Origin of the sequence: Sulfuricurvum sp. RIFCSPLOWO2_12_FULL_43_24 (genome assembly GCF_001829605.1) — a bacterium.
In the GTDB taxonomy this organism is placed as follows: Bacteria; Campylobacterota; Campylobacteria; order Campylobacterales; family Sulfurimonadaceae; genus Sulfuricurvum.
Genome location: NZ_MIBT01000081.1, coordinates 1 through 16,581 on the forward strand (window position 1 = coordinate 1; position 16,581 = coordinate 16,581).

Sequence of the window (16,581 nt, forward strand, 5' to 3'; positions counted from 1 at the left end):
CCAAGCGGGTGTGGACGTAATCAACTTGGGTGGAACACTCGATACCATTGATCTTAAAGTAACCGATACGGACGGTGCATTTGATATCGACAGTGATACTCCTGTCGTTACTCCTACCAACGATGCTCCAATAGCTGTCAATGACGCAGGGAATACCGACGTCATCACCTATACATCGGCATGGAATTATGATCTCAATGCGGGAAATGACTATTCCAACGATAATGTTACTATCACCGCTCTCGGTGGAGAAGGTTTTTTAGTGGATGGCAGCGGACCGACTATGGGTGTTGATGGCCTATCCAACGATTCGGGTCAACAAATCGATCCGGGCGAGGGGCTTCAATTTGTTTTTGACCAAGATATAAAATTGCTTTTGATTGATTTAGGAAATTTTAATTCAACTCAGGACACGGTTACATTGATTCTCAAAGATGGTGACACTATCATAGATTCTTCTGATTACACTGTTACCTTTAATATTTTGCAAAATGGTCATTATGGTGATATTCTCACCATTAACTCAGATGTCGCATTCGATACAATTCAAGTTCTCAATGATGAAACGAATGACAAATCATTTTCAATTGATCAGTTGCTCGCTTCAAACAGCGGAACAACGACACTAACAGAGGGTTCTCTCCTCTATTTTTCAGAAGCAGATTTGCTCTCAAATGATACAGATCCTGATGGAGATACTCTCAATATCATTAGTGTCGATGATAGTTTAACGTTAGGCAGTGTCACAATGGATTCAAACGGAAATATTCTTTATGATCCTACAGATGCATATGATACTATTATAGCTCCTGCTATCGACACGTTCAGTTATACCATCAGTGATGGAAATGGCGGAACAAGTACTGCAGTAGTAACCGTTACATTGCTTCCATCTGCAGGAACCACCTTTCTCGGTGACGTTCTGCTCATCGATGGCGAACAGACAATCGATCTCTCTAATATCAGCGCTCTTCTTTCAGACACCAACAGCACCATCAATCAAATCGACATGAAAAATGGAGATACAACCATATTGAACGTCTCTCCTGATCACGTCGATACAATCAGTGACGGAACGCTTTATGTGAATGGAGATGCGGGTGACACTATAGATCTTTCAGGCTCATGGTCTCTTGCAACAGATCAACTCACAGGATATGATAGTTACAGCGGCTCAGTGAACGGTAATGATGTATTCTTACACGTCGATGAAGAGGTTACTATCATTCCATAACAAAAACGATGGAGCTTCGGCTCTGTCGATATAACCAAGGTGTAAAATAAAAGTAAGATTTTTTGTGGATTAGTTAAAAAGAGAGAGTGGAGCGGGAAACGAGACTCGAACTCGCGACATTCAGCTTGGAAGGCTGACGCTCTAGCCAACTGAGCTATTCCCGCATCACTGGCAGAATTATACCCTCTGAAGTCTAAAAATAAGATAAGAACTTATCGAATACGCTTACCGACAATATCCCCAAACAATAAAACATCTTCCAAAATCGCTTTTTCACATAATCCGTCTTGGTCCAAATTGATGAGCAACTCCCCATTCGCACTGCTAAAAATTCTATCATTTAAGACCACTTTGACAAAAATACCCTCTTCAATTTCAAGCTCTTTTTTTAACTTCTCAATCTCTTCTCCCTTAGGGAATACGACATCGATTCTGCCATTATTTTTATTGGCTCCAATCGCATACAATACTTGGTTTTGGCGTGATTTCATATATTGTTTGACATTAAAAAAGAGGCTCAAAATATCTTCGGAAGCATAATAATCATGTGTGACTTTTTCCCATTCATAGCCATCAACATTCTCTCGCCAAACGACTTTATTAGCGTGATCGAAGGTGTAGATTTTCGTCGTTTTTTTCGAATCGGTTCGTCGGATTTTGATGTATTTTTTGGGAACCAATTCTCCATTGATAATCGATCCGTGGCTTTCATAGATTTCAACACGGTTGTTGCTGAGTACTTGGGCGATTCCGGTTGTTCTTGCTTCGATTCGAATACTATACGTATCATCATCACGGGTCTCGAACCGCGCATCGGCAATCCCCATGGTTTGAAAAATCCCGTACGATACTGCATACGTAGCACTGATCACTTTTGCATTTGCAATCTGAGACAACAGGGCTAACACAAAGATAATTGTTTTCATGACTAAATCCTTTTGTGTTAGCGTACATCCGAATCGTGAAGGATTTGCGGATCAAATAAAAGCGAACTAATAGCTGTGATTTCGTCTGCTTTTAATTCAAAGCTGAAAATATCCAAATCTTCCGTAATGTGCTTCTGCGAAGTAGAGCCGATCAACGGCACGATACCGATATGATTCAAATAACGATAAAGTATCTGAGCTTCGGTTTTATTGTACTCTTGGGTCAGGGCAAAAAACTCTCGACTCGCTAAAATATGGGGATTGGCCGTGAGGCTCCAAAAACTCTGATAGAGGATTCCGACCTCATCACACCATGCCCGAAGTTCTATGTCGTATCCGCTCTGATCGTAAAACCGGTTTTGCACCACGGAGGGTTTCACTTCGGCATCACGGTACAAACGCTTCAGAAGTTCCACATCATAGCAATTGCTAATTCCCAGTTGTCGCGTACCGCCGCTGAGATAGATTTTTTCCATCGCTGACCATACTGTCGAGAGATTCGCGTACGGGAAAAGGGGAGAGTGAAGCACCAATGAATCAACATAGTCGGTTTTCAAATTTCGCTGTGACGTCTTAAATGACTGTTCAACCTGTACCTCCAAAGCCGCATTCGGATCATACGGTATCTGCTTAGGATCTTGCCCTGAGAGGGGGGTAAATTTGGTTTGGAGAAAGAGTTCTTCACGCCCTATCCCCCCAGCGGCCAATCGAACCAATGCTTCACCGACCAGCGGCTCTTCATAGTGTTTGGGCTGACACGCCGTATCGATCCCTCGAAATCCGCTCAATATCGCCATCTCCACCAAATCTGCGGTACGCTCTTTTTTCCATGCCGTCCCATAGATGAGAGCGGGCATTGTGATATTTTGGTTGGTTGTCAGCGTCGGCATCATGTGAAAATCCTCCGTAAAAATTATTAAAACAGTATAGTCTATGCAAATTCGAATCCAACTTTGTAAAATCATTAAATTCATAATTGAGTGCTATAATTTATCCATCTATAATCCAAAGAGGATAGTATGGATTCCTATTATATTTTATTCGGTGTACTTGCTCTTTTGTACCTATTTGTTAAATTCATCAATCGTAAAAGAGACAATTATAATGATGAAGATGACTGCGATATTTAACCGATAAAATTCTATACATAAATTAATGCGAGAACCATGACAACCCAAAGAGTACCGTTTGGATGGAGTGATCATCCGAAAAGAAATGCCGTTTTTTTAGCTATCTACGTCGAATCTATTTCCCCATGGAAATATTTTAAAGACAATATGCAGCACCTAAAATGTCCCGCCATGATTATGATCGATCGATGGGATGGACGGATGGGATTCCCCGGAGGCACGGTGAATGAAAATGAAACCCTCATGGAAGCTCTTGTACGGGAGATCAAAGAGGAGATCGGCATCACGATCAAACCTTCCCAAGTCCACCCTATCGTAAGCCACGAAACCCGTATTGTCACTCACCTCTACGGGCTAAAAGTACTTGAAGCGGAGTTCTTGCATATCTACTACCATATCCTCAACAACTTCTCCCGCTCTATTCTCCTGCATGCTTACGAAGAGGGAGATGAATCGCATTTTATGTCGGAGATCACAGGGATTAAGATTGTTCCGCTCCTCAAACACGATAACAAAGGGCTCAATCTCTTTATGCAAAATGCTTTCGCGGGTTCATCCCGCCAAGACCTTGATGTTCTTTTGTCCGAGATATTGGGGATATCTTTTTAGTCTTTATAAACAACAATCCATTACTCCCTCTTAAATAGGAGCTTATTACTATGAAAACACTCTACCTCATCCGTCACGCCAAATCGGATCGGAACGATCCCTCCTTGAGCGATTATGACCGCCCCCTAAACAAACGGGGCTCCAATGACGCTCCGTTTATGGGGTCGAAGCTTTTGGAGAGCGGTATCCATCCCGACCTCATCCTATCCAGCCCTGCTCTGCGCGCCAAAACCACCGCGATAGCCATTGCCGAAGCCCTCTCGTATCCATCGGAGTCGATCCGCTACGATCACGCCCTCTACGCCTCCGATGTCGAAACCATCCTCACCCTCATACGAGACATACCTGTGAGTGTCGATACCCTTTTTGTTTTCGGACATAATCCAGAATTCACCGAATGCGCCAACCTTATCACGGACGGCGATATCGATAACATTCCCACCTGCGGGGTTGTAGCGATGCGGTTGAAAAATGATAGCTGGGAGAGTATCGGGGCAAATTCGGCTGAAATAATCGGGTTTGATTTTCCGAAGAAATATCGGTGATTATGTAAAAATTGTGTAAATTCCGATATTCGGATATAATAACTGTATAAATTTCGAGGAGGAAGAGAATATGACAACTGCTGAAATCACTAAAATGTTTCAAATTGCTGATAGTACGCTCAGCGATTGGGAATCCAATCCAAAACGTCAAAAGCTCCTTACCCTCCTTCGTACTATTAGCCTTGATGAGGCTGAAGAGTATTTACAGCTTAAAAATATACCGTCAAAATTTAGCCCTAAAACCCGTTTCGTCAAACTTCGAAAAGAGTGGTTTAGTATTGATCTCTTATGGTCACGGCAAGATCATTTGCTTATAGAGATTAATAGTCTCATTTCCATTTATCTCTCAACACCAAATCAAGAGGATACCCAAACACTGATCCGTCTATTCGGGATCGAACGCGTCCGTTCCATCTTGATGAAACTCGAACATACCATGCCAATCGAAGATTATAATGAAGCTTCAGAGCAGATTGAATTCGCCATAGACTCGGAAACCTATTTTCAGAATCATCCGTTACCATCATTAGAGGAACTTCTACGCCATCCTAAAAAACGTTATATGACGTATCTGACCAAACACTATACTGCCGATGAGCTAGTAAAAATGGCTCAAGAGAAAAAAGTACCGTTTAACACCCTCTTTCAGATTAAAAAGATGACAGGACTTAGCGCATGACCGAAGCCATCAAACAGATTCTACCGATCATCCAAGATCATGAGATTTTTAGCAAGCATGATTTTAGATTGGTGGGTGGAACCGCCCTTTCCTATCATATCAATCACCGCATTTCCGAAGATTTGGATTTTTGCCTCACGCAAGAACTCCCCTTAGAAGATATTCAATCATTTATTGAGTTTTGTGTAGAGAAATTCGGTATGAGCAATATCGATTACATCCAACCTTCTCAAGCAATCAAGGAAGATTTCTTACTCGGTGGGGACAATGTCGAATACTATCTTCAAACATGGATGGTCAACGGTATAAAGATTCAATTTTTCGACGGTGGAAGTAATACCGGCACAAAAGAATTTCTTTCCGCTGATGTCTATACAACCATCGGAAATATCAAGATAGCTTCACTGGAGACGATCTTTAAAATGAAATCTTTGATGTTCTACAAACGAACCAAATCACGTGATCTCTACGATATGCTCCGATTCTACGAACTAAATGATTATCGCTTTACGCCAGAGACAACCAAATCGCTGATAATGCAACATGAACCGCTTTATTGCACAGAAGAATATTTCCAAACGATGTGGCTAGAGAGTTTTAAAACTAGAAAATATTTGGCAGAACGTGATGAAGGATTGGCGGGACTAGTCGGAAAGCCTCAAACATTTGAGGAAATGCGTATGAAGTTGGTAAAACTTTTTCAATAAAATTTCTATTGTAAAAAAGTAGTCTGTCCCGTTTTTTCTATAATCAACTAATCTTCATTTTTTTTATGTACAATTCGTGGAATCCGAGATTGAATAGAATCTAATCTCGAAAAATCAGGAAAAAGATTTTGTACATTTTCAGGCGCATCAAGCGCAGGATTAATCTCGGCTCCTTGATTTATTAGCTCAGCAATTGTTTTTATTGCTAACTTAACTCTTTCAAATTTTTCTTGATCAGCAGAACCACCTAAATGCTTATCTATGATAGCCCTTGTTTCCATATTTATAAGTTCATCTGTTAGCTCTTTTTGTGCTTGTAATAAATCTTCTAAACTTTCATTTTTTATATTAAGGCTTCTTACATATTGCTCATGAATTTTAACTTCTTGATATTTATTTGCTATGACAGCAGAAGCCCATACTGTTCCTGAAATTACCCCTACTGCAAGTGCTGATCCAGCATATAAATTTATCCAAAATGAACCATGTTCCCAATTTTCAATTGAAATAGCTGAATTAATAGCATCATCTGTGAGTAAGATTGAGAAAGCCTGTTCAAATGATTTAATAGAATGGTATAAAGCCCTCATGTCACTAGTTTCAGGTAATTTAATACTAATGGTATTTTCAGAAAGCGGAGGATATATCTCATTCGACAAATCCAATAGCAAAGAGGCTTTATTAATAACTTTTATTGCATCAGCATAAACATTATAAGCCCTACTTGTTGTAGTAAATGTTAAAGAATCTTGCGATGTTGAATACAATTCAGCTGCTAAAATCTCTTGAATTTCTTTGTGAAAAATCGGAATATTTTGAAGAAATGGAATAGCTACTTTAAAAGCCTGAATATTACCTATAGTAGTAGTTGAAAGTGATAATCTACATTCTTCGAACTTTACTTGATTGATATAATAAGCCATTTCTCTAATTCGCATAAAAATCCTTTTTTAATTAAAAAATACATTTTAGCATAAAAAATAAATGAAGAAATTTGAAGGCAAAAATAAAAAATAAATTTCTAGCAGTCTACTTATTCCTATTCAACCATCAACTCATTCTGATTGAAAATACCCAAAATAACAATATTCTCGCCAACAATCAAATACGAGATGGGGTAACCTTTGTGGATTAGTTCACGGTTGCCGTCTTCTGTAGATCTACCTTAGTGAGGGTTATCAATTAAGCTGTCAATTACTGTTTGTAATGCGCGGTTAAATTTTTTAGCGGCAGTTCGTTTGTCTTTTAATGAGAAAGTATTTGATGTGGTGGTGGGTCAACCAGGACTTGAACCTGGGACAACCCCGTTATGAGCGGGGGGCTCTAACCACTGAACTATTGACCCGTTTTTGAAAGAGCGCAATTATAAACGCTCTATCATTAGAGAAAGCTTTTTTTACCCGTATCCCCATAAAGATATCGGAACCGATAGGCAACGAGATTTTCCATAACGGCTAAAAGTACCATAAAGTTCACAAAACTGCTCCCCCCGTAGCTAAACATCGGCAGCGGAACCCCGACAACGGGGGCAAACCCGATCGTCATAGCGATATTGACCGACATATAGATGAAAAACAGCAGCGATAGACCTCCCGCGACCACTTTTATGTAGTAGTCCTCCGTCCAAAAGGCGATAATCATCAAATGGACGATCAATGCACCGTAAAGGGCAATCAGTAAAAACGCCCCGAAAAAACCGAATCTCTCCACCACATAGGCAAAAATAAAGTCACTCGATGCGATTGGGAGAAATTTCATCTGCGCTTGGGTAGCGTCCTCTTTGTTTTTACCGAAAAAGCCCCCTGATCCGACGGCAATAATCGACTGTTCGACCTGATAACTCGGTTTTTCACCCACAAAGTCCGTCAAACGCTGCTTTTGGTAATCGTGCAGCTGAGTGTAAATAAGCGGCAATGAGATCACGAACGTCACTGCCAATCCTATCCAGATTTTCCAATGTACCCCCGCGATAAACAAAATACCGAATCCCAGCAACGCCAAAACCGTAGCCGTCCCCAAATCGGGTTCTTTAGCAATCAGCAAAAACGGCAAAATGATAAAAAAGGAAAGTTTCAGAAAATCTTTCAGCCCATACCCCTCACGCGGAGGGGGATTACGACTAATGAGATAGGCGAGCATCAGCACAAATGCCGGTTTCAAGAGTTCAGAGGGTTGCAGGGTGAAATGGACAAAAGGGATCTCAATCCACCGTTTGGCCCCCAAACGGGAGTGCCCGACAAACTCTACGGCAATAAGAAGTAAAATACTTCCCCAATACGCTATCGGAATCATCCACAACATTCGACGGATCGGGAGGAGGAAAAGGGAGATAAAGACACCGATACCCACCGCAACGTAAACGAAGTGTTTTTGCCCTAGAACAGGATGTATCTCGTAAATCAGCCAACCTGAAGTAAATATGAGCGGAATCAATAAGATAATGGTTATGAAATCAAAGTGTGCTAAAATTCGGCGATCAATATTAAGCACTACGGTCCTTCGTTAATTTTTGCTAATTGTAGCATAGCGGACTTATAACATTTTAAACCATTCAGATACGATACCCAAAGGCACATTGTTTTGACACACGAAGAATCCCATTTTACGACCGACGAAGCGATCCGCTTAGACGTTTTTTTAACGCAGTCTCTCGGACAAACCCGCAACCAGATTGCCCAGCTCATCGAACAAAACTGTGTCACAGTGGATGGAAAACCGACCTCCAAATCGGGGCTTAAACTCAAACCTTCGCAAAACGTTCATATCCGCTTCCCCGAACAAAAATCGACTCCGGCATTGGAAGTCGATTTTGAGGTTGAAGTGTTGTTCGAAGATAACGACATCCTCGTCATAAATAAACCCAGTTCTCTCACCGTCCACCCTGCCCCAAGCGTCAAAGAGGCGACCCTCGTGGATTGGCTCAAACACAAAGGGATTGCCCTCTCAACCCTCAGCGGTGAAGAGCGCCACGGGATCGTCCACCGCCTCGATAGGGGGACCAGCGGCGCAATGGTGATCGCAAAAAACAACGAAGCGCACGAGGCTCTCTCCCTCCAGCTCCAGGACAAAACCATGGGTCGCTTTTATCTCGCGGTTGTAACTCCGCCGATGAAAGATGAGATCACCATCATCGACCGCCCGATCGGACGGAGTGCCCATAATCGTCTTAAAATGGCGATTAGTGAGACGGGTAAAAATGCCAAAACCGAATTTCGAAAACTTCTCCCCAGCCATGATGAGAGCGAAGAGCTGATTGCATGCAAACTCTACACCGGACGAACCCATCAGATTCGGGTTCATTTAGAGTCCATCAGCCGCCATATCATGGGGGATCACCTCTATGGAAGCTCAGCAAAAAGCGACAAAATGGAACGTATCTTGCTTCATGCATACAACCTCTATTTCACCCATCCCACGACCAAAGAGAGAGTCAGTTTCACCGCTCCTCTGGCCCCTGTGATGGAAGATTATTTACATAAACATTTTGATTCAAAGGAATTGCATGAACTCATCGATCCGATACGCATTGAGCGTCTCTTTAGCACTGAGTCTCTTTAGCGGTTGTGCTCCCCAGCCAGCTGTGCAAAAAACTGTCACGATTGACTCGACCCTTCCTACTCCGTCCATGAACGGTTTTATCGCCGATATCACCTCGGTAGCGTTTGAGTGGAAACCGGTAAGCGATCCCAGAGTAACAGGCTATTACGTCTATCGTAACACTCCGGGTACCGACGATAAAAAGCTAGAGCGCATTGCAACCATCGACAGTCGCTTCGCAACCCATTATGTTGACAGCAATCTCAAACCCGGAAGCGAATACCAATACCGCTTTGCAACCATAACCAAAGAGGGAAGCGAGTCGGTGGCCAGTGAAACAACCCTTGTAGCCACACAGCCGATGATCGCTCCGATCAGTTTTTTCCAATCGGTCGGCAATATGCCGCGCAGTGCCAAACTTCTTTGGCGTCCGCATCCGAACGGAAAAATCAACGGCTACATCATCGAACGCCAAAACGCGACCGACCAAAAATGGTCTGAAATCGCTACAATTACGGGCCGTTTGAACGCTGAATTTATTGATACGGAACTCAAAGACGGGCAAGTTTATTTTTACCGTATTAAAGCGACAACCTTTGATAAACTTGCAACCGAGCCGAGTGAAACGGCTAAAGTTGTAACCAAACCGCTTCCGCCGGAAATTAAAAACATCACCTCGACCAACAATCTTCCGCGTGCCATCACTCTCACATGGGCAGCAAGTGCCATCAGTGATTTAAGCCATTACAACATTTACCGCTCATCCAACCCGAACGGTTCGTTTGCGTATCATGTCAAACTCGAAACGACCAATTTTACCGATACGATTACCGAAGACGGGAAATTCTATTTTTATAAAATCACCGCTGTCGATAAAGATGGATTGGAAAGTGCCATCTCTTCGGTAGCAACCCAAGGTTCCACCCTCTCAAAACCGCAGACACCGATTGCCTATGAAGGGAAAATCGTGAATAAAGCGGCTGAGTTCCAATGGAAAAACAGCGATCCTCGAACGGTTTCCTATACCGTTGTCAAAACGACAAAAACGAGCTGGGTCAGCCGTGAGAGCATCGATATCAACAACATTACCGCACCAAGTTTTCGCGATACCGATATCAAAGAGGGTACAGGATACCTCTACGAAATCATGAGTGTCGATAAAGACGGTATCCGTTCTCTTCCGACGTCAGCGATCGAACTTAGCTACGAGGCCAAATAAAGTATGCCGCATTTACACATCGAATCGTTTAAACCGCTCACCTTGCCGACACGCTGCGGCGATGTAGAGTTTCTCTTTCAAGCCGACTATAAAGACGACAAAGAGGGAGCACTTATTGCAACACGCTATAAGGGAAGAGAATTCTTTTTAGTTCATAAAAAAGGGGATACGAAAGAGCTTCTCAAAAGCGATAAAATCACCCGCCCTTCTCCGAACTTTATCCTCAAACACGCACTCCTCGCTTACGCGGAGTGCTCAGGATCGGTTGTACTGGATTCCAATGTCGATAATGCCCCTGAAAATACCCATCTCAAAACCCATGATGCCCTAAAAACGATCCAGTTTTTTGCCGATAATTTTCCGCGTGAGCAAGAAGTCCGAATCGAAGTCGGATTCGGTTCTGCCCGCCATCTCCTCCACCAAGCGGCGGCAAATCCTGAGGTATTGTTTATCGGGTTGGAGATTCATAAACCCTCAATCGAACAGGCACTCAAACAAATCGTTATCCAAAACCTCACCAACATCATGATCCTCGATTACGATGCGCGACTTTTTCTAGAATTTGTCCCCTCAAATATCGTCGGTAAAATCTATGTCCATTTTCCGGTGCCATGGGACAAAAAACCCCACCGTCGTGTTATTTCCGAAGACTTTTTAAGAGAATCGGAGCGGGTACTCTGTGTCGATGGAACCTTAGAACTTCGCACCGACAGCGAAAACTATTACCGTTTTGCCCTAGAGACATTCAGTTCTCCGGCAATAAGCCGTTTCGATGTCCGTAAAAATCAAGAGATAGCCATTGTAAGCAAATACGAAGACCGCTGGAAGAAAATGGAGAAAAACATCTATGATGTCACCTTCACCTGTGAAACTGAATCTCCCGAACCCGACATGAGCGGAAATTTTGCATTTTCATCGACACCGATTGCTACCGATGCACTGGGTCGCCTCTCCAAAGAGACCTACAAACAAGAATGGGGATTCATCCATGTTGAGAGAATCTTCCGTGTCGGTGAAGATGGCGGGATGCTCCGTTTGGCGATGGGAAGTTTCGATCGCCCTGAGAGTACCTATGTACTCGTTGAAAACGGTTCTGCCCGCTATTTTCCATCCCTACCGGTTCGCACCAGTGCGAATCTCAAAGCCCATATCTTATTAGACGAGTTGCTGCATGGATAAAGTCATTATTGCCGAAAACCTCTCTCTCTCATACAAAGAGTTTGAAACCATCATCTCAAAGGCCAACTTCTCAATCGATGCGGGAAGTTTCGTATTTATAACCGGAGCAAGCGGAAGCGGTAAATCGACCCTTCTCAAATCGTTCTACGGTGCAATCGAACCTCGTGCAGGCCAGCTTATGGTTGGCGGTGTTAAAATGAGTCGTATCAGTACTTCAAAACTCAACTTCCTCCGTCGCCACATTGGGATTGTTTTCCAAGATTATAAACTGATCAAAGAGTGGACCATTGAGAAGAATGTCATGCTTCCCCTCATCATCTCAGGCTATACCAAAGATGTCAGCAGTACACAGGTACAAAAACTCCTCGGACATGTCAAACTGATTCACCAAAGCGGCAAATATCCCCCTGAACTGAGCGGCGGGGAGCAACAGCGAGTCGCGATGGCACGTGCGCTCGCCCATAATCCGATTTTGATCCTCGCGGATGAACCGACGGGAAATTTAGATGAATATTCGTCCCAAGTAATCTGGAATCTGCTGGAGGGGGCAAATACACAGCTCAAAACAACGGTCGTCGTTGTGACCCATAATATTCCAAACACCATAAACATTCCATACAAACACTACCATATCGAGATGGGGAATATCCATGAAGTCTCTTAAAAATCATATCTCTCTGATTATCGCCCTTTTTACCGTTTTGTTTTCGGTTCAGATTTATGTTGCGGTTGATCGCACCATCGCAGCCTACGAAACACGTCTGAAAAATGACTATTCAATCATCGTAGTTGCCAACAAAAGCCTCACCCCTACAGAATTTAAAGCAATGGATTCAATTATTGAACGCAGTGATGTTATCGCAACCGATCAGGTCTTAAAACGTCTCGAGGGAGAAATGAGCAAAAAAAATCTTGATTTGCTCAAACTCACTCTGCCGAAGTTCTACCGCATCTATCTAAGCCGTTTCCCGACCCCCTATGAGATTGAAAAACTTCAAAAGCGGCTTCAAAAACACTCGGCGATTGAGCGGGTAGAAGGGTATGCTCAAACCCATGACACCGTTTATAAACTGATGCTCCTCTTTAAAGATGTTGTTCAGATTTTTTCAATCGCTATCGCGGCCGTTACCTCGTTACTGATCCTCAAAGAGATGCGCTTGTGGCAATTTCAACATGCCGATCGAATGTCTATCATGGCCCTTTTCGGTGCTCCGGTATGGCTTCGTTCTGCAGTTCTCTTTCGTCTGGCGATCGTGGATGCGATTATCGCAACGATCGTGTTGTGTCTAGCATTTTTCATCATTGAACAATACGGCTGGATGGATCTATTGTTGCGAACCGTAGGAATCACTATCGAGCTTTTTGATTTTGTGAACGATGCCGTACGCTCATTATTAATCGCGTTAGGTGTATCGATTGTATTAACCCTTACGATCGTTATCGGCAACCGTGAAGAGGAATAGATGAAATTTTCCCTTTCGCTGTTATTGGTCTCTTTGTTAGCCCTCTCACTGCAGGGCGCTAAAATCGATGAAAAGATTCAAAACACCTCAAAAAAATTAACCGAAACCAAACAGACCTATTCAACTCTTACTGCAAAGCTCGAAGCAACCGCCTCAAAAATCCTGCAGCAAAAGCAGGTTATCGGTACACAGCAACAACAAATCAGTACCCTCGTCGAAGAACTCAAATCAAAAGAGACCGTGTATCAATCCAATAAATCAACCCTTAAAGGATTGGAGACGCAACAAGGGCTTTTGATTAAAACCCAAAACGATATTGAGCAGCGTCTTGTTTTTGCCATCGCCCGCAATACCTCTATCTCATTGCTCATCAATGATGACCGAGCGAAAGAGGCCGATGCCATCATCACCGAAGAGGCACTAAAACTCCATCTGAAACAGATCAATGAAGAGATTAAACAGCTCAATACCCTCTTTGTCGAAAACAACGCACGAATCGCCGGACTCTCTACCCAGACAACCGTGTTAAAAAAATCGATTGCCATAATCGATCAGGAAAAAAACAAGGTACTTGAAACCAAAAAAGAGAATGAAAAGGCGATTGCACTCCTCGAAAAAGAGAAGAGTCTGTATAAAAAATCGTTGGACAAAATTCTTAACCAACAGCGTTCACTCCAAAACACCCTTGCCAATCTCAATATTATCAAACGTGAATCACTAAAACCTAAAAAAGCTCCTCCACCGCTTGTAGCCGCTAAACCCGGTGCTAAACCGGTCCCGGAAAATGTTAAACAAGCGATTGCGGATTATCGTCCTTCCAGTGTTGCCGGTTACGCAGGGGAACATACCATTGCACCACTCGATGGCTATGTTGTGACCAAACGTTTCGGACCCTATACCGATCCAATATATGGGATCAAAATCTTTAATGATTCCGTATCCCTTCGACCGACCGAAGCCGATGCCAAAGTCCGATCGGTCCTAAACGGCAAGGTAATCTTGGCAAAACCTACCGCAATGCTCGAAAACGTCATTATTATCGAACATGATAACGGTCTGCATACGATCTATGCCCACTTGGATAAAATCGCCCCTACGGTAGAGGTAGGCAAACGGCTCAAGCAAGGATCAATCATCGGACGTGTAGGACGGGAACTGATGTTCCAGGTCACGCAGCGTAACGCCCATATCGACCCGCTCCAGATGATCCGCTAATAATTTAATGTTGTTACACACTTTTCGGGCAAAGCCCGCAAAGTGGCGGGGACAAATGTCCCCTGCACCCCCCTAAAGCTACCCGCATATTTCTGATGCGGGAGAAAAATCTCCATATTCTGTTATTAAAACGGCCAGACGGCTCCGACTATTTTGCTTGCCCATCCTTGATTCACAGAACGGTCAATATCTCCCTCATTCGCATAAAGGATTTTTGCGTCCGAGATTTTTGATGAATTGATTTGATTGTTTTGATCGATATCATACGGACGAATTACCCCACTGAGCTGCATAACCTGTTTTTGTTCATCCACCATAATCTCACGTCGTCCGGTGATGAAATAGTTCCCGTTTGCCATCACTTTCACAATCCGTGCCGATACAGTCGTCGTAAAGGTAGCGTTTTTAGTCGATGATCCCGATCCTGAGTAATCCGAGCTTGATCCTGCACTAAATCCGATATTCGCAACACCGTTGAGTTTATTCACGGCGGAATTTACCGCAGAATTTTGCCCGGTTGAACTGAACAATCCTCCGTTTAGCCCCAATGTATCGGCTTCTGTGAGTGCTTTACTTGCCTTATTTGAGCTGGTTGCCGTTTCTGAAATCACAACCGTCACGATATCATTCACGTGCATTGCTTTGTGATCCGAAAACAATGGGCTATCACCCTGACCGAATAAACTTCCCCGCGCAACAAAGCTGTTCTCTTCTTCGCGTGATGGCATCTCTTCAACATATTTAGGGGGAGTAAATGCAATTTCAGGCTCTGTAAGATGCGCCGTACACCCGCTTAACAACAACGATGCGGAAAGAATCGATAAATAAAGAGGTATGCGCATAATTCCATCCAAGTCATATTTAGCTATAATAAAGCAAAAATAGTTCCAAGGGATCCCGATGAATTTAAAAGAACAAATCAGTAATGACATTAAAACCGCTATGAAAGAAAAAAATGCCCCTTTGCGCGATGCTTTGCGTCTTCTCAGCAGTGCAATGAAGCAAATCGAAGTTGATGAGCGTAAAGAACTCAGTGATGACGATATTATCAAAATCATCCAAAAGCAGGTTAAACAGCGCAACGATGCCATGAGCCAATACCGTGATGCCGGACGTGAAGATTTATACGAAAAAGAGGCTTCAGAAGCGGCTATTTTCGAAACCTATCTGCCGAAACAACTGAGTGACGAAGAGCTTGAAAATGCAATCCGCACGATTATCGCAGAAACAGGTGCAGCCTCCATGAAAGATATCGGCCGTGTTATGGGTGCCGCTTCTAAAACTTTGGGAGTTCAAGCCGACGGAAAGCGCATCAACGAGTGTGCGAAAGCACTTTTGAGCTAATTGATGATGGAATGGAAAGCCTATTTACCGGTTATGCGCTCAACATTAGAGCGTTTTACCCAAGAAGTGCAAACCAGTGAATGCTTTGCAAAGCAAGATTCCTCTTATGCGCAAACCATCAATGAACAAAAAGAGAAACTTCTAAGTGTATTTAATCTCTTTGATACCCAAGATGAAAGCGAAGCGATTGAAGATTACCTAGAATTTTGTATTCACAATGACCTTCCCTACCTTTTTGTTCACAGTGAACTCTCCAATGTCGCCAGAGCAATATTAAGCCTTTTGGCCTCGGAGGAGAAATGTTCCTTTATTAACGATGCCAATGCCCATTTTACCGATCTGGAATCTCGTATTGCAGAAGCGTACTACCGCCATTTTTTACGTAAACTAGCAACGAAACATCACATACGTCTTTCTCACCTCTCACACCTGATTGAAAAGCATCTGATGATCCATTATCAGCACCATTTGGAATGGATGCTGGTCCTTATCGCAGAATTACAAGGGACTGCACGAGAAGGGAGTCAGTGCGAGCTTGATCATACCAAGTGTTCTTTTGGCCAATGGCTCCATAACCCCTCTATCCCCTATCTCTCCACAACAAGCCACTTCGCCGATGTCCAACGGCTTCACATCAATCTGCATGAGTTAGCATCCAATATTTTTGCTCAAAATAGATCCAAGATCATCGAGCATAAAAATATGATTCAACTCTTACAGTACCTTGACTACACCTCACTTGAAATCGGCAATGAAATTGCGATTATCAATGATATGCTCATTATCGGTGAATA

18 protein-coding genes and 2 tRNA genes are annotated in these 16,581 nt (G+C 43.1%); 13 read left to right on the plus strand and 7 right to left on the minus strand.

What is annotated here, in order from left to right; translation table 11 throughout:
* Window positions 1–1,234, plus strand: a 1,234-nt coding sequence (locus tag A3G19_RS07385) for a cadherin-like domain-containing protein (protein ID WP_294871654.1), incomplete at its 5' end; no start/stop codon positions are given.
* An 87-nt stretch (window positions 1,235–1,321) separates the two neighbouring features.
* On the opposite strand, the gene A3G19_RS07390 is transcribed toward A3G19_RS07385, so the two are convergent.
* The 3 genes from A3G19_RS07390 to A3G19_RS07400 all read right to left on the minus strand — a co-directional run bounded on the left by A3G19_RS07390 (window position 1,322) and on the right by A3G19_RS07400 (window position 3,053).
* Window positions 1,322–1,398: transfer RNA gene (locus A3G19_RS07390), tRNA-Gly, on the minus strand.
* 48 nt (window positions 1,399–1,446) lie between these two features.
* Window positions 1,447–2,160, minus strand: a complete 714-nt coding sequence (locus A3G19_RS07395) for a DUF3108 domain-containing protein (RefSeq protein WP_015653223.1) — start codon at window positions 2,158–2,160, stop codon at window positions 1,447–1,449.
* A gap of 17 nt (window positions 2,161–2,177) precedes the next feature.
* Window positions 2,178–3,053 carry an aldo/keto reductase gene (locus A3G19_RS07400; protein WP_015653222.1) on the minus strand — a complete coding sequence of 292 codons (876 nt, stop codon included), beginning with the start codon at window positions 3,051–3,053 and terminating at the stop codon, window positions 2,178–2,180.
* A gap of 273 nt (window positions 3,054–3,326) precedes the next feature.
* On the opposite strand from A3G19_RS07400, the gene A3G19_RS07405 reads away from it, so the two are divergent.
* The 4 genes from A3G19_RS07405 (at window position 3,327) to A3G19_RS07420 (ending at window position 5,830) form a co-directional block, all read left to right on the plus strand.
* Window positions 3,327–3,899: an NUDIX hydrolase gene (locus A3G19_RS07405; protein ID WP_015653221.1), complete on the plus strand. Its 573-nt coding sequence runs from the start codon at window positions 3,327–3,329 to the stop codon at window positions 3,897–3,899.
* A 50-nt stretch (window positions 3,900–3,949) separates the two neighbouring features.
* Entirely contained in the window at window positions 3,950–4,444 is a 495-nt protein-coding gene (locus A3G19_RS07410) for a histidine phosphatase family protein (protein ID WP_015653220.1), read from the plus strand.
* Window positions 4,445–4,514: 70 nt separating this feature from the next.
* Window positions 4,515–5,123 (plus strand): hypothetical protein, encoded by a 609-nt coding sequence (locus A3G19_RS07415; protein ID WP_015653219.1) that lies wholly within the window; start codon window positions 4,515–4,517, stop codon window positions 5,121–5,123.
* On the plus strand, window positions 5,120–5,830 hold the full coding sequence (locus A3G19_RS07420; RefSeq protein ID WP_015653218.1) for a nucleotidyl transferase AbiEii/AbiGii toxin family protein: 711 nt from the start codon (window positions 5,120–5,122) through the stop codon (window positions 5,828–5,830). The genes A3G19_RS07415 and A3G19_RS07420 overlap by 4 nt, the downstream gene beginning before the upstream one ends.
* 47 nt (window positions 5,831–5,877) lie before the next feature.
* On the opposite strand, the gene A3G19_RS07425 is transcribed toward A3G19_RS07420, so the two are convergent.
* From A3G19_RS07425 to A3G19_RS07435, 3 genes are all read right to left on the minus strand, one after another.
* Window positions 5,878–6,768 carry a hypothetical protein gene (locus A3G19_RS07425; protein WP_015653217.1) on the minus strand — a complete coding sequence of 297 codons (891 nt, stop codon included), beginning with the start codon at window positions 6,766–6,768 and terminating at the stop codon, window positions 5,878–5,880.
* Between the two features lie 331 nt (window positions 6,769–7,099).
* Window positions 7,100–7,175 (minus strand) — tRNA-Ile (locus tag A3G19_RS07430).
* 35 nt (window positions 7,176–7,210) lie between these two features.
* Window positions 7,211–8,320 (minus strand): FtsW/RodA/SpoVE family cell cycle protein, encoded by a 1,110-nt coding sequence (locus A3G19_RS07435; RefSeq protein ID WP_015653216.1) that lies wholly within the window; start codon window positions 8,318–8,320, stop codon window positions 7,211–7,213.
* 90 nt (window positions 8,321–8,410) lie between these two features.
* On the opposite strand from A3G19_RS07435, the gene A3G19_RS07440 reads away from it, so the two are divergent.
* Genes A3G19_RS07440 through A3G19_RS07465 form a run of 6 tightly spaced genes read left to right on the plus strand, consistent with a single transcriptional unit; the run spans window position 8,411 to window position 14,443 of the window.
* Window positions 8,411–9,388, plus strand: coding sequence for an RluA family pseudouridine synthase (locus A3G19_RS07440; protein WP_015653215.1), 978 nt, complete (start codon window positions 8,411–8,413; stop codon window positions 9,386–9,388).
* Window positions 9,333–10,586, plus strand: coding sequence for a fibronectin type III domain-containing protein (locus tag A3G19_RS07445; protein WP_015653214.1), 1,254 nt, complete (start codon window positions 9,333–9,335; stop codon window positions 10,584–10,586). Before A3G19_RS07440 ends, A3G19_RS07445 begins: the two co-directional genes overlap by 56 nt.
* Window positions 10,587–10,589: 3 nt before the next feature.
* A complete protein-coding gene (gene trmB, locus A3G19_RS07450; RefSeq protein ID WP_294871657.1) occupies window positions 10,590–11,765 on the plus strand; it encodes a tRNA (guanosine(46)-N7)-methyltransferase TrmB in 1,176 nt (391 codons plus the stop codon).
* Window positions 11,758–12,429 carry an ABC transporter ATP-binding protein gene (locus A3G19_RS07455; RefSeq protein WP_015653212.1) on the plus strand — a complete coding sequence of 224 codons (672 nt, stop codon included), beginning with the start codon at window positions 11,758–11,760 and terminating at the stop codon, window positions 12,427–12,429. Before trmB ends, A3G19_RS07455 begins: the two co-directional genes overlap by 8 nt.
* Complete coding sequence (locus tag A3G19_RS07460) at window positions 12,416–13,228, plus strand: hypothetical protein (RefSeq protein ID WP_015653211.1); 813 nt, start codon at window positions 12,416–12,418, stop codon at window positions 13,226–13,228. Before A3G19_RS07455 ends, A3G19_RS07460 begins: the two co-directional genes overlap by 14 nt.
* Window positions 13,229–14,443 carry a peptidoglycan DD-metalloendopeptidase family protein gene (locus tag A3G19_RS07465; RefSeq protein WP_015653210.1) on the plus strand — a complete coding sequence of 405 codons (1,215 nt, stop codon included), beginning with the start codon at window positions 13,229–13,231 and terminating at the stop codon, window positions 14,441–14,443.
* Between the two features lie 125 nt (window positions 14,444–14,568).
* Here A3G19_RS07465 and flgH read toward each other — a convergent pair whose 3' ends face one another.
* Complete coding sequence (gene flgH, locus A3G19_RS07470) at window positions 14,569–15,285, minus strand: flagellar basal body L-ring protein FlgH (protein WP_015653209.1); 717 nt, start codon at window positions 15,283–15,285, stop codon at window positions 14,569–14,571.
* Window positions 15,286–15,343: 58 nt separating this feature from the next.
* On the opposite strand from flgH, the gene A3G19_RS07475 reads away from it, so the two are divergent.
* Both A3G19_RS07475 and A3G19_RS07480 read left to right on the plus strand, forming a co-directional pair.
* On the plus strand, window positions 15,344–15,787 hold the full coding sequence (locus tag A3G19_RS07475) for a GatB/YqeY domain-containing protein (RefSeq protein WP_294871660.1): 444 nt from the start codon (window positions 15,344–15,346) through the stop codon (window positions 15,785–15,787).
* Between the two features lie 3 nt (window positions 15,788–15,790).
* Window positions 15,791–16,581, plus strand: a 791-nt coding sequence (locus A3G19_RS07480; RefSeq protein WP_294871663.1) for a CZB domain-containing protein, incomplete at its 3' end; no start/stop codon positions are given.

Coding starts and splice junctions, on each gene's coding strand:
- A3G19_RS07395 (WP_015653223.1), bottom strand. CDS start 2,160: ATGAAAACAATTATCTTTGTGTTAGCCCTGTTGTCTCAGATTGCAAAT.
- A3G19_RS07400 (WP_015653222.1), bottom strand. CDS start 3,053: ATGATGCCGACGCTGACAACCAACCAAAATATCACAATGCCCGCTCTC.
- A3G19_RS07405 (WP_015653221.1), top strand. CDS start 3,327: ATGACAACCCAAAGAGTACCGTTTGGATGGAGTGATCATCCGAAAAGA.
- A3G19_RS07410 (WP_015653220.1), top strand. CDS start 3,950: ATGAAAACACTCTACCTCATCCGTCACGCCAAATCGGATCGGAACGAT.
- A3G19_RS07415 (WP_015653219.1), top strand. CDS start 4,515: ATGACAACTGCTGAAATCACTAAAATGTTTCAAATTGCTGATAGTACG.
- A3G19_RS07420 (WP_015653218.1), top strand. CDS start 5,120: ATGACCGAAGCCATCAAACAGATTCTACCGATCATCCAAGATCATGAG.
- A3G19_RS07425 (WP_015653217.1), bottom strand. CDS start 6,768: ATGCGAATTAGAGAAATGGCTTATTATATCAATCAAGTAAAGTTCGAA.
- A3G19_RS07445 (WP_015653214.1), top strand. CDS start 9,333: ATGAACTCATCGATCCGATACGCATTGAGCGTCTCTTTAGCACTGAGT.
- trmB (WP_294871657.1), top strand. CDS start 10,590: ATGCCGCATTTACACATCGAATCGTTTAAACCGCTCACCTTGCCGACA.
- A3G19_RS07455 (WP_015653212.1), top strand. CDS start 11,758: ATGGATAAAGTCATTATTGCCGAAAACCTCTCTCTCTCATACAAAGAG.
- A3G19_RS07460 (WP_015653211.1), top strand. CDS start 12,416: ATGAAGTCTCTTAAAAATCATATCTCTCTGATTATCGCCCTTTTTACC.
- A3G19_RS07465 (WP_015653210.1), top strand. CDS start 13,229: ATGAAATTTTCCCTTTCGCTGTTATTGGTCTCTTTGTTAGCCCTCTCA.
- flgH (WP_015653209.1), bottom strand. CDS start 15,285: ATGCGCATACCTCTTTATTTATCGATTCTTTCCGCATCGTTGTTGTTA.
- A3G19_RS07475 (WP_294871660.1), top strand. CDS start 15,344: ATGAATTTAAAAGAACAAATCAGTAATGACATTAAAACCGCTATGAAA.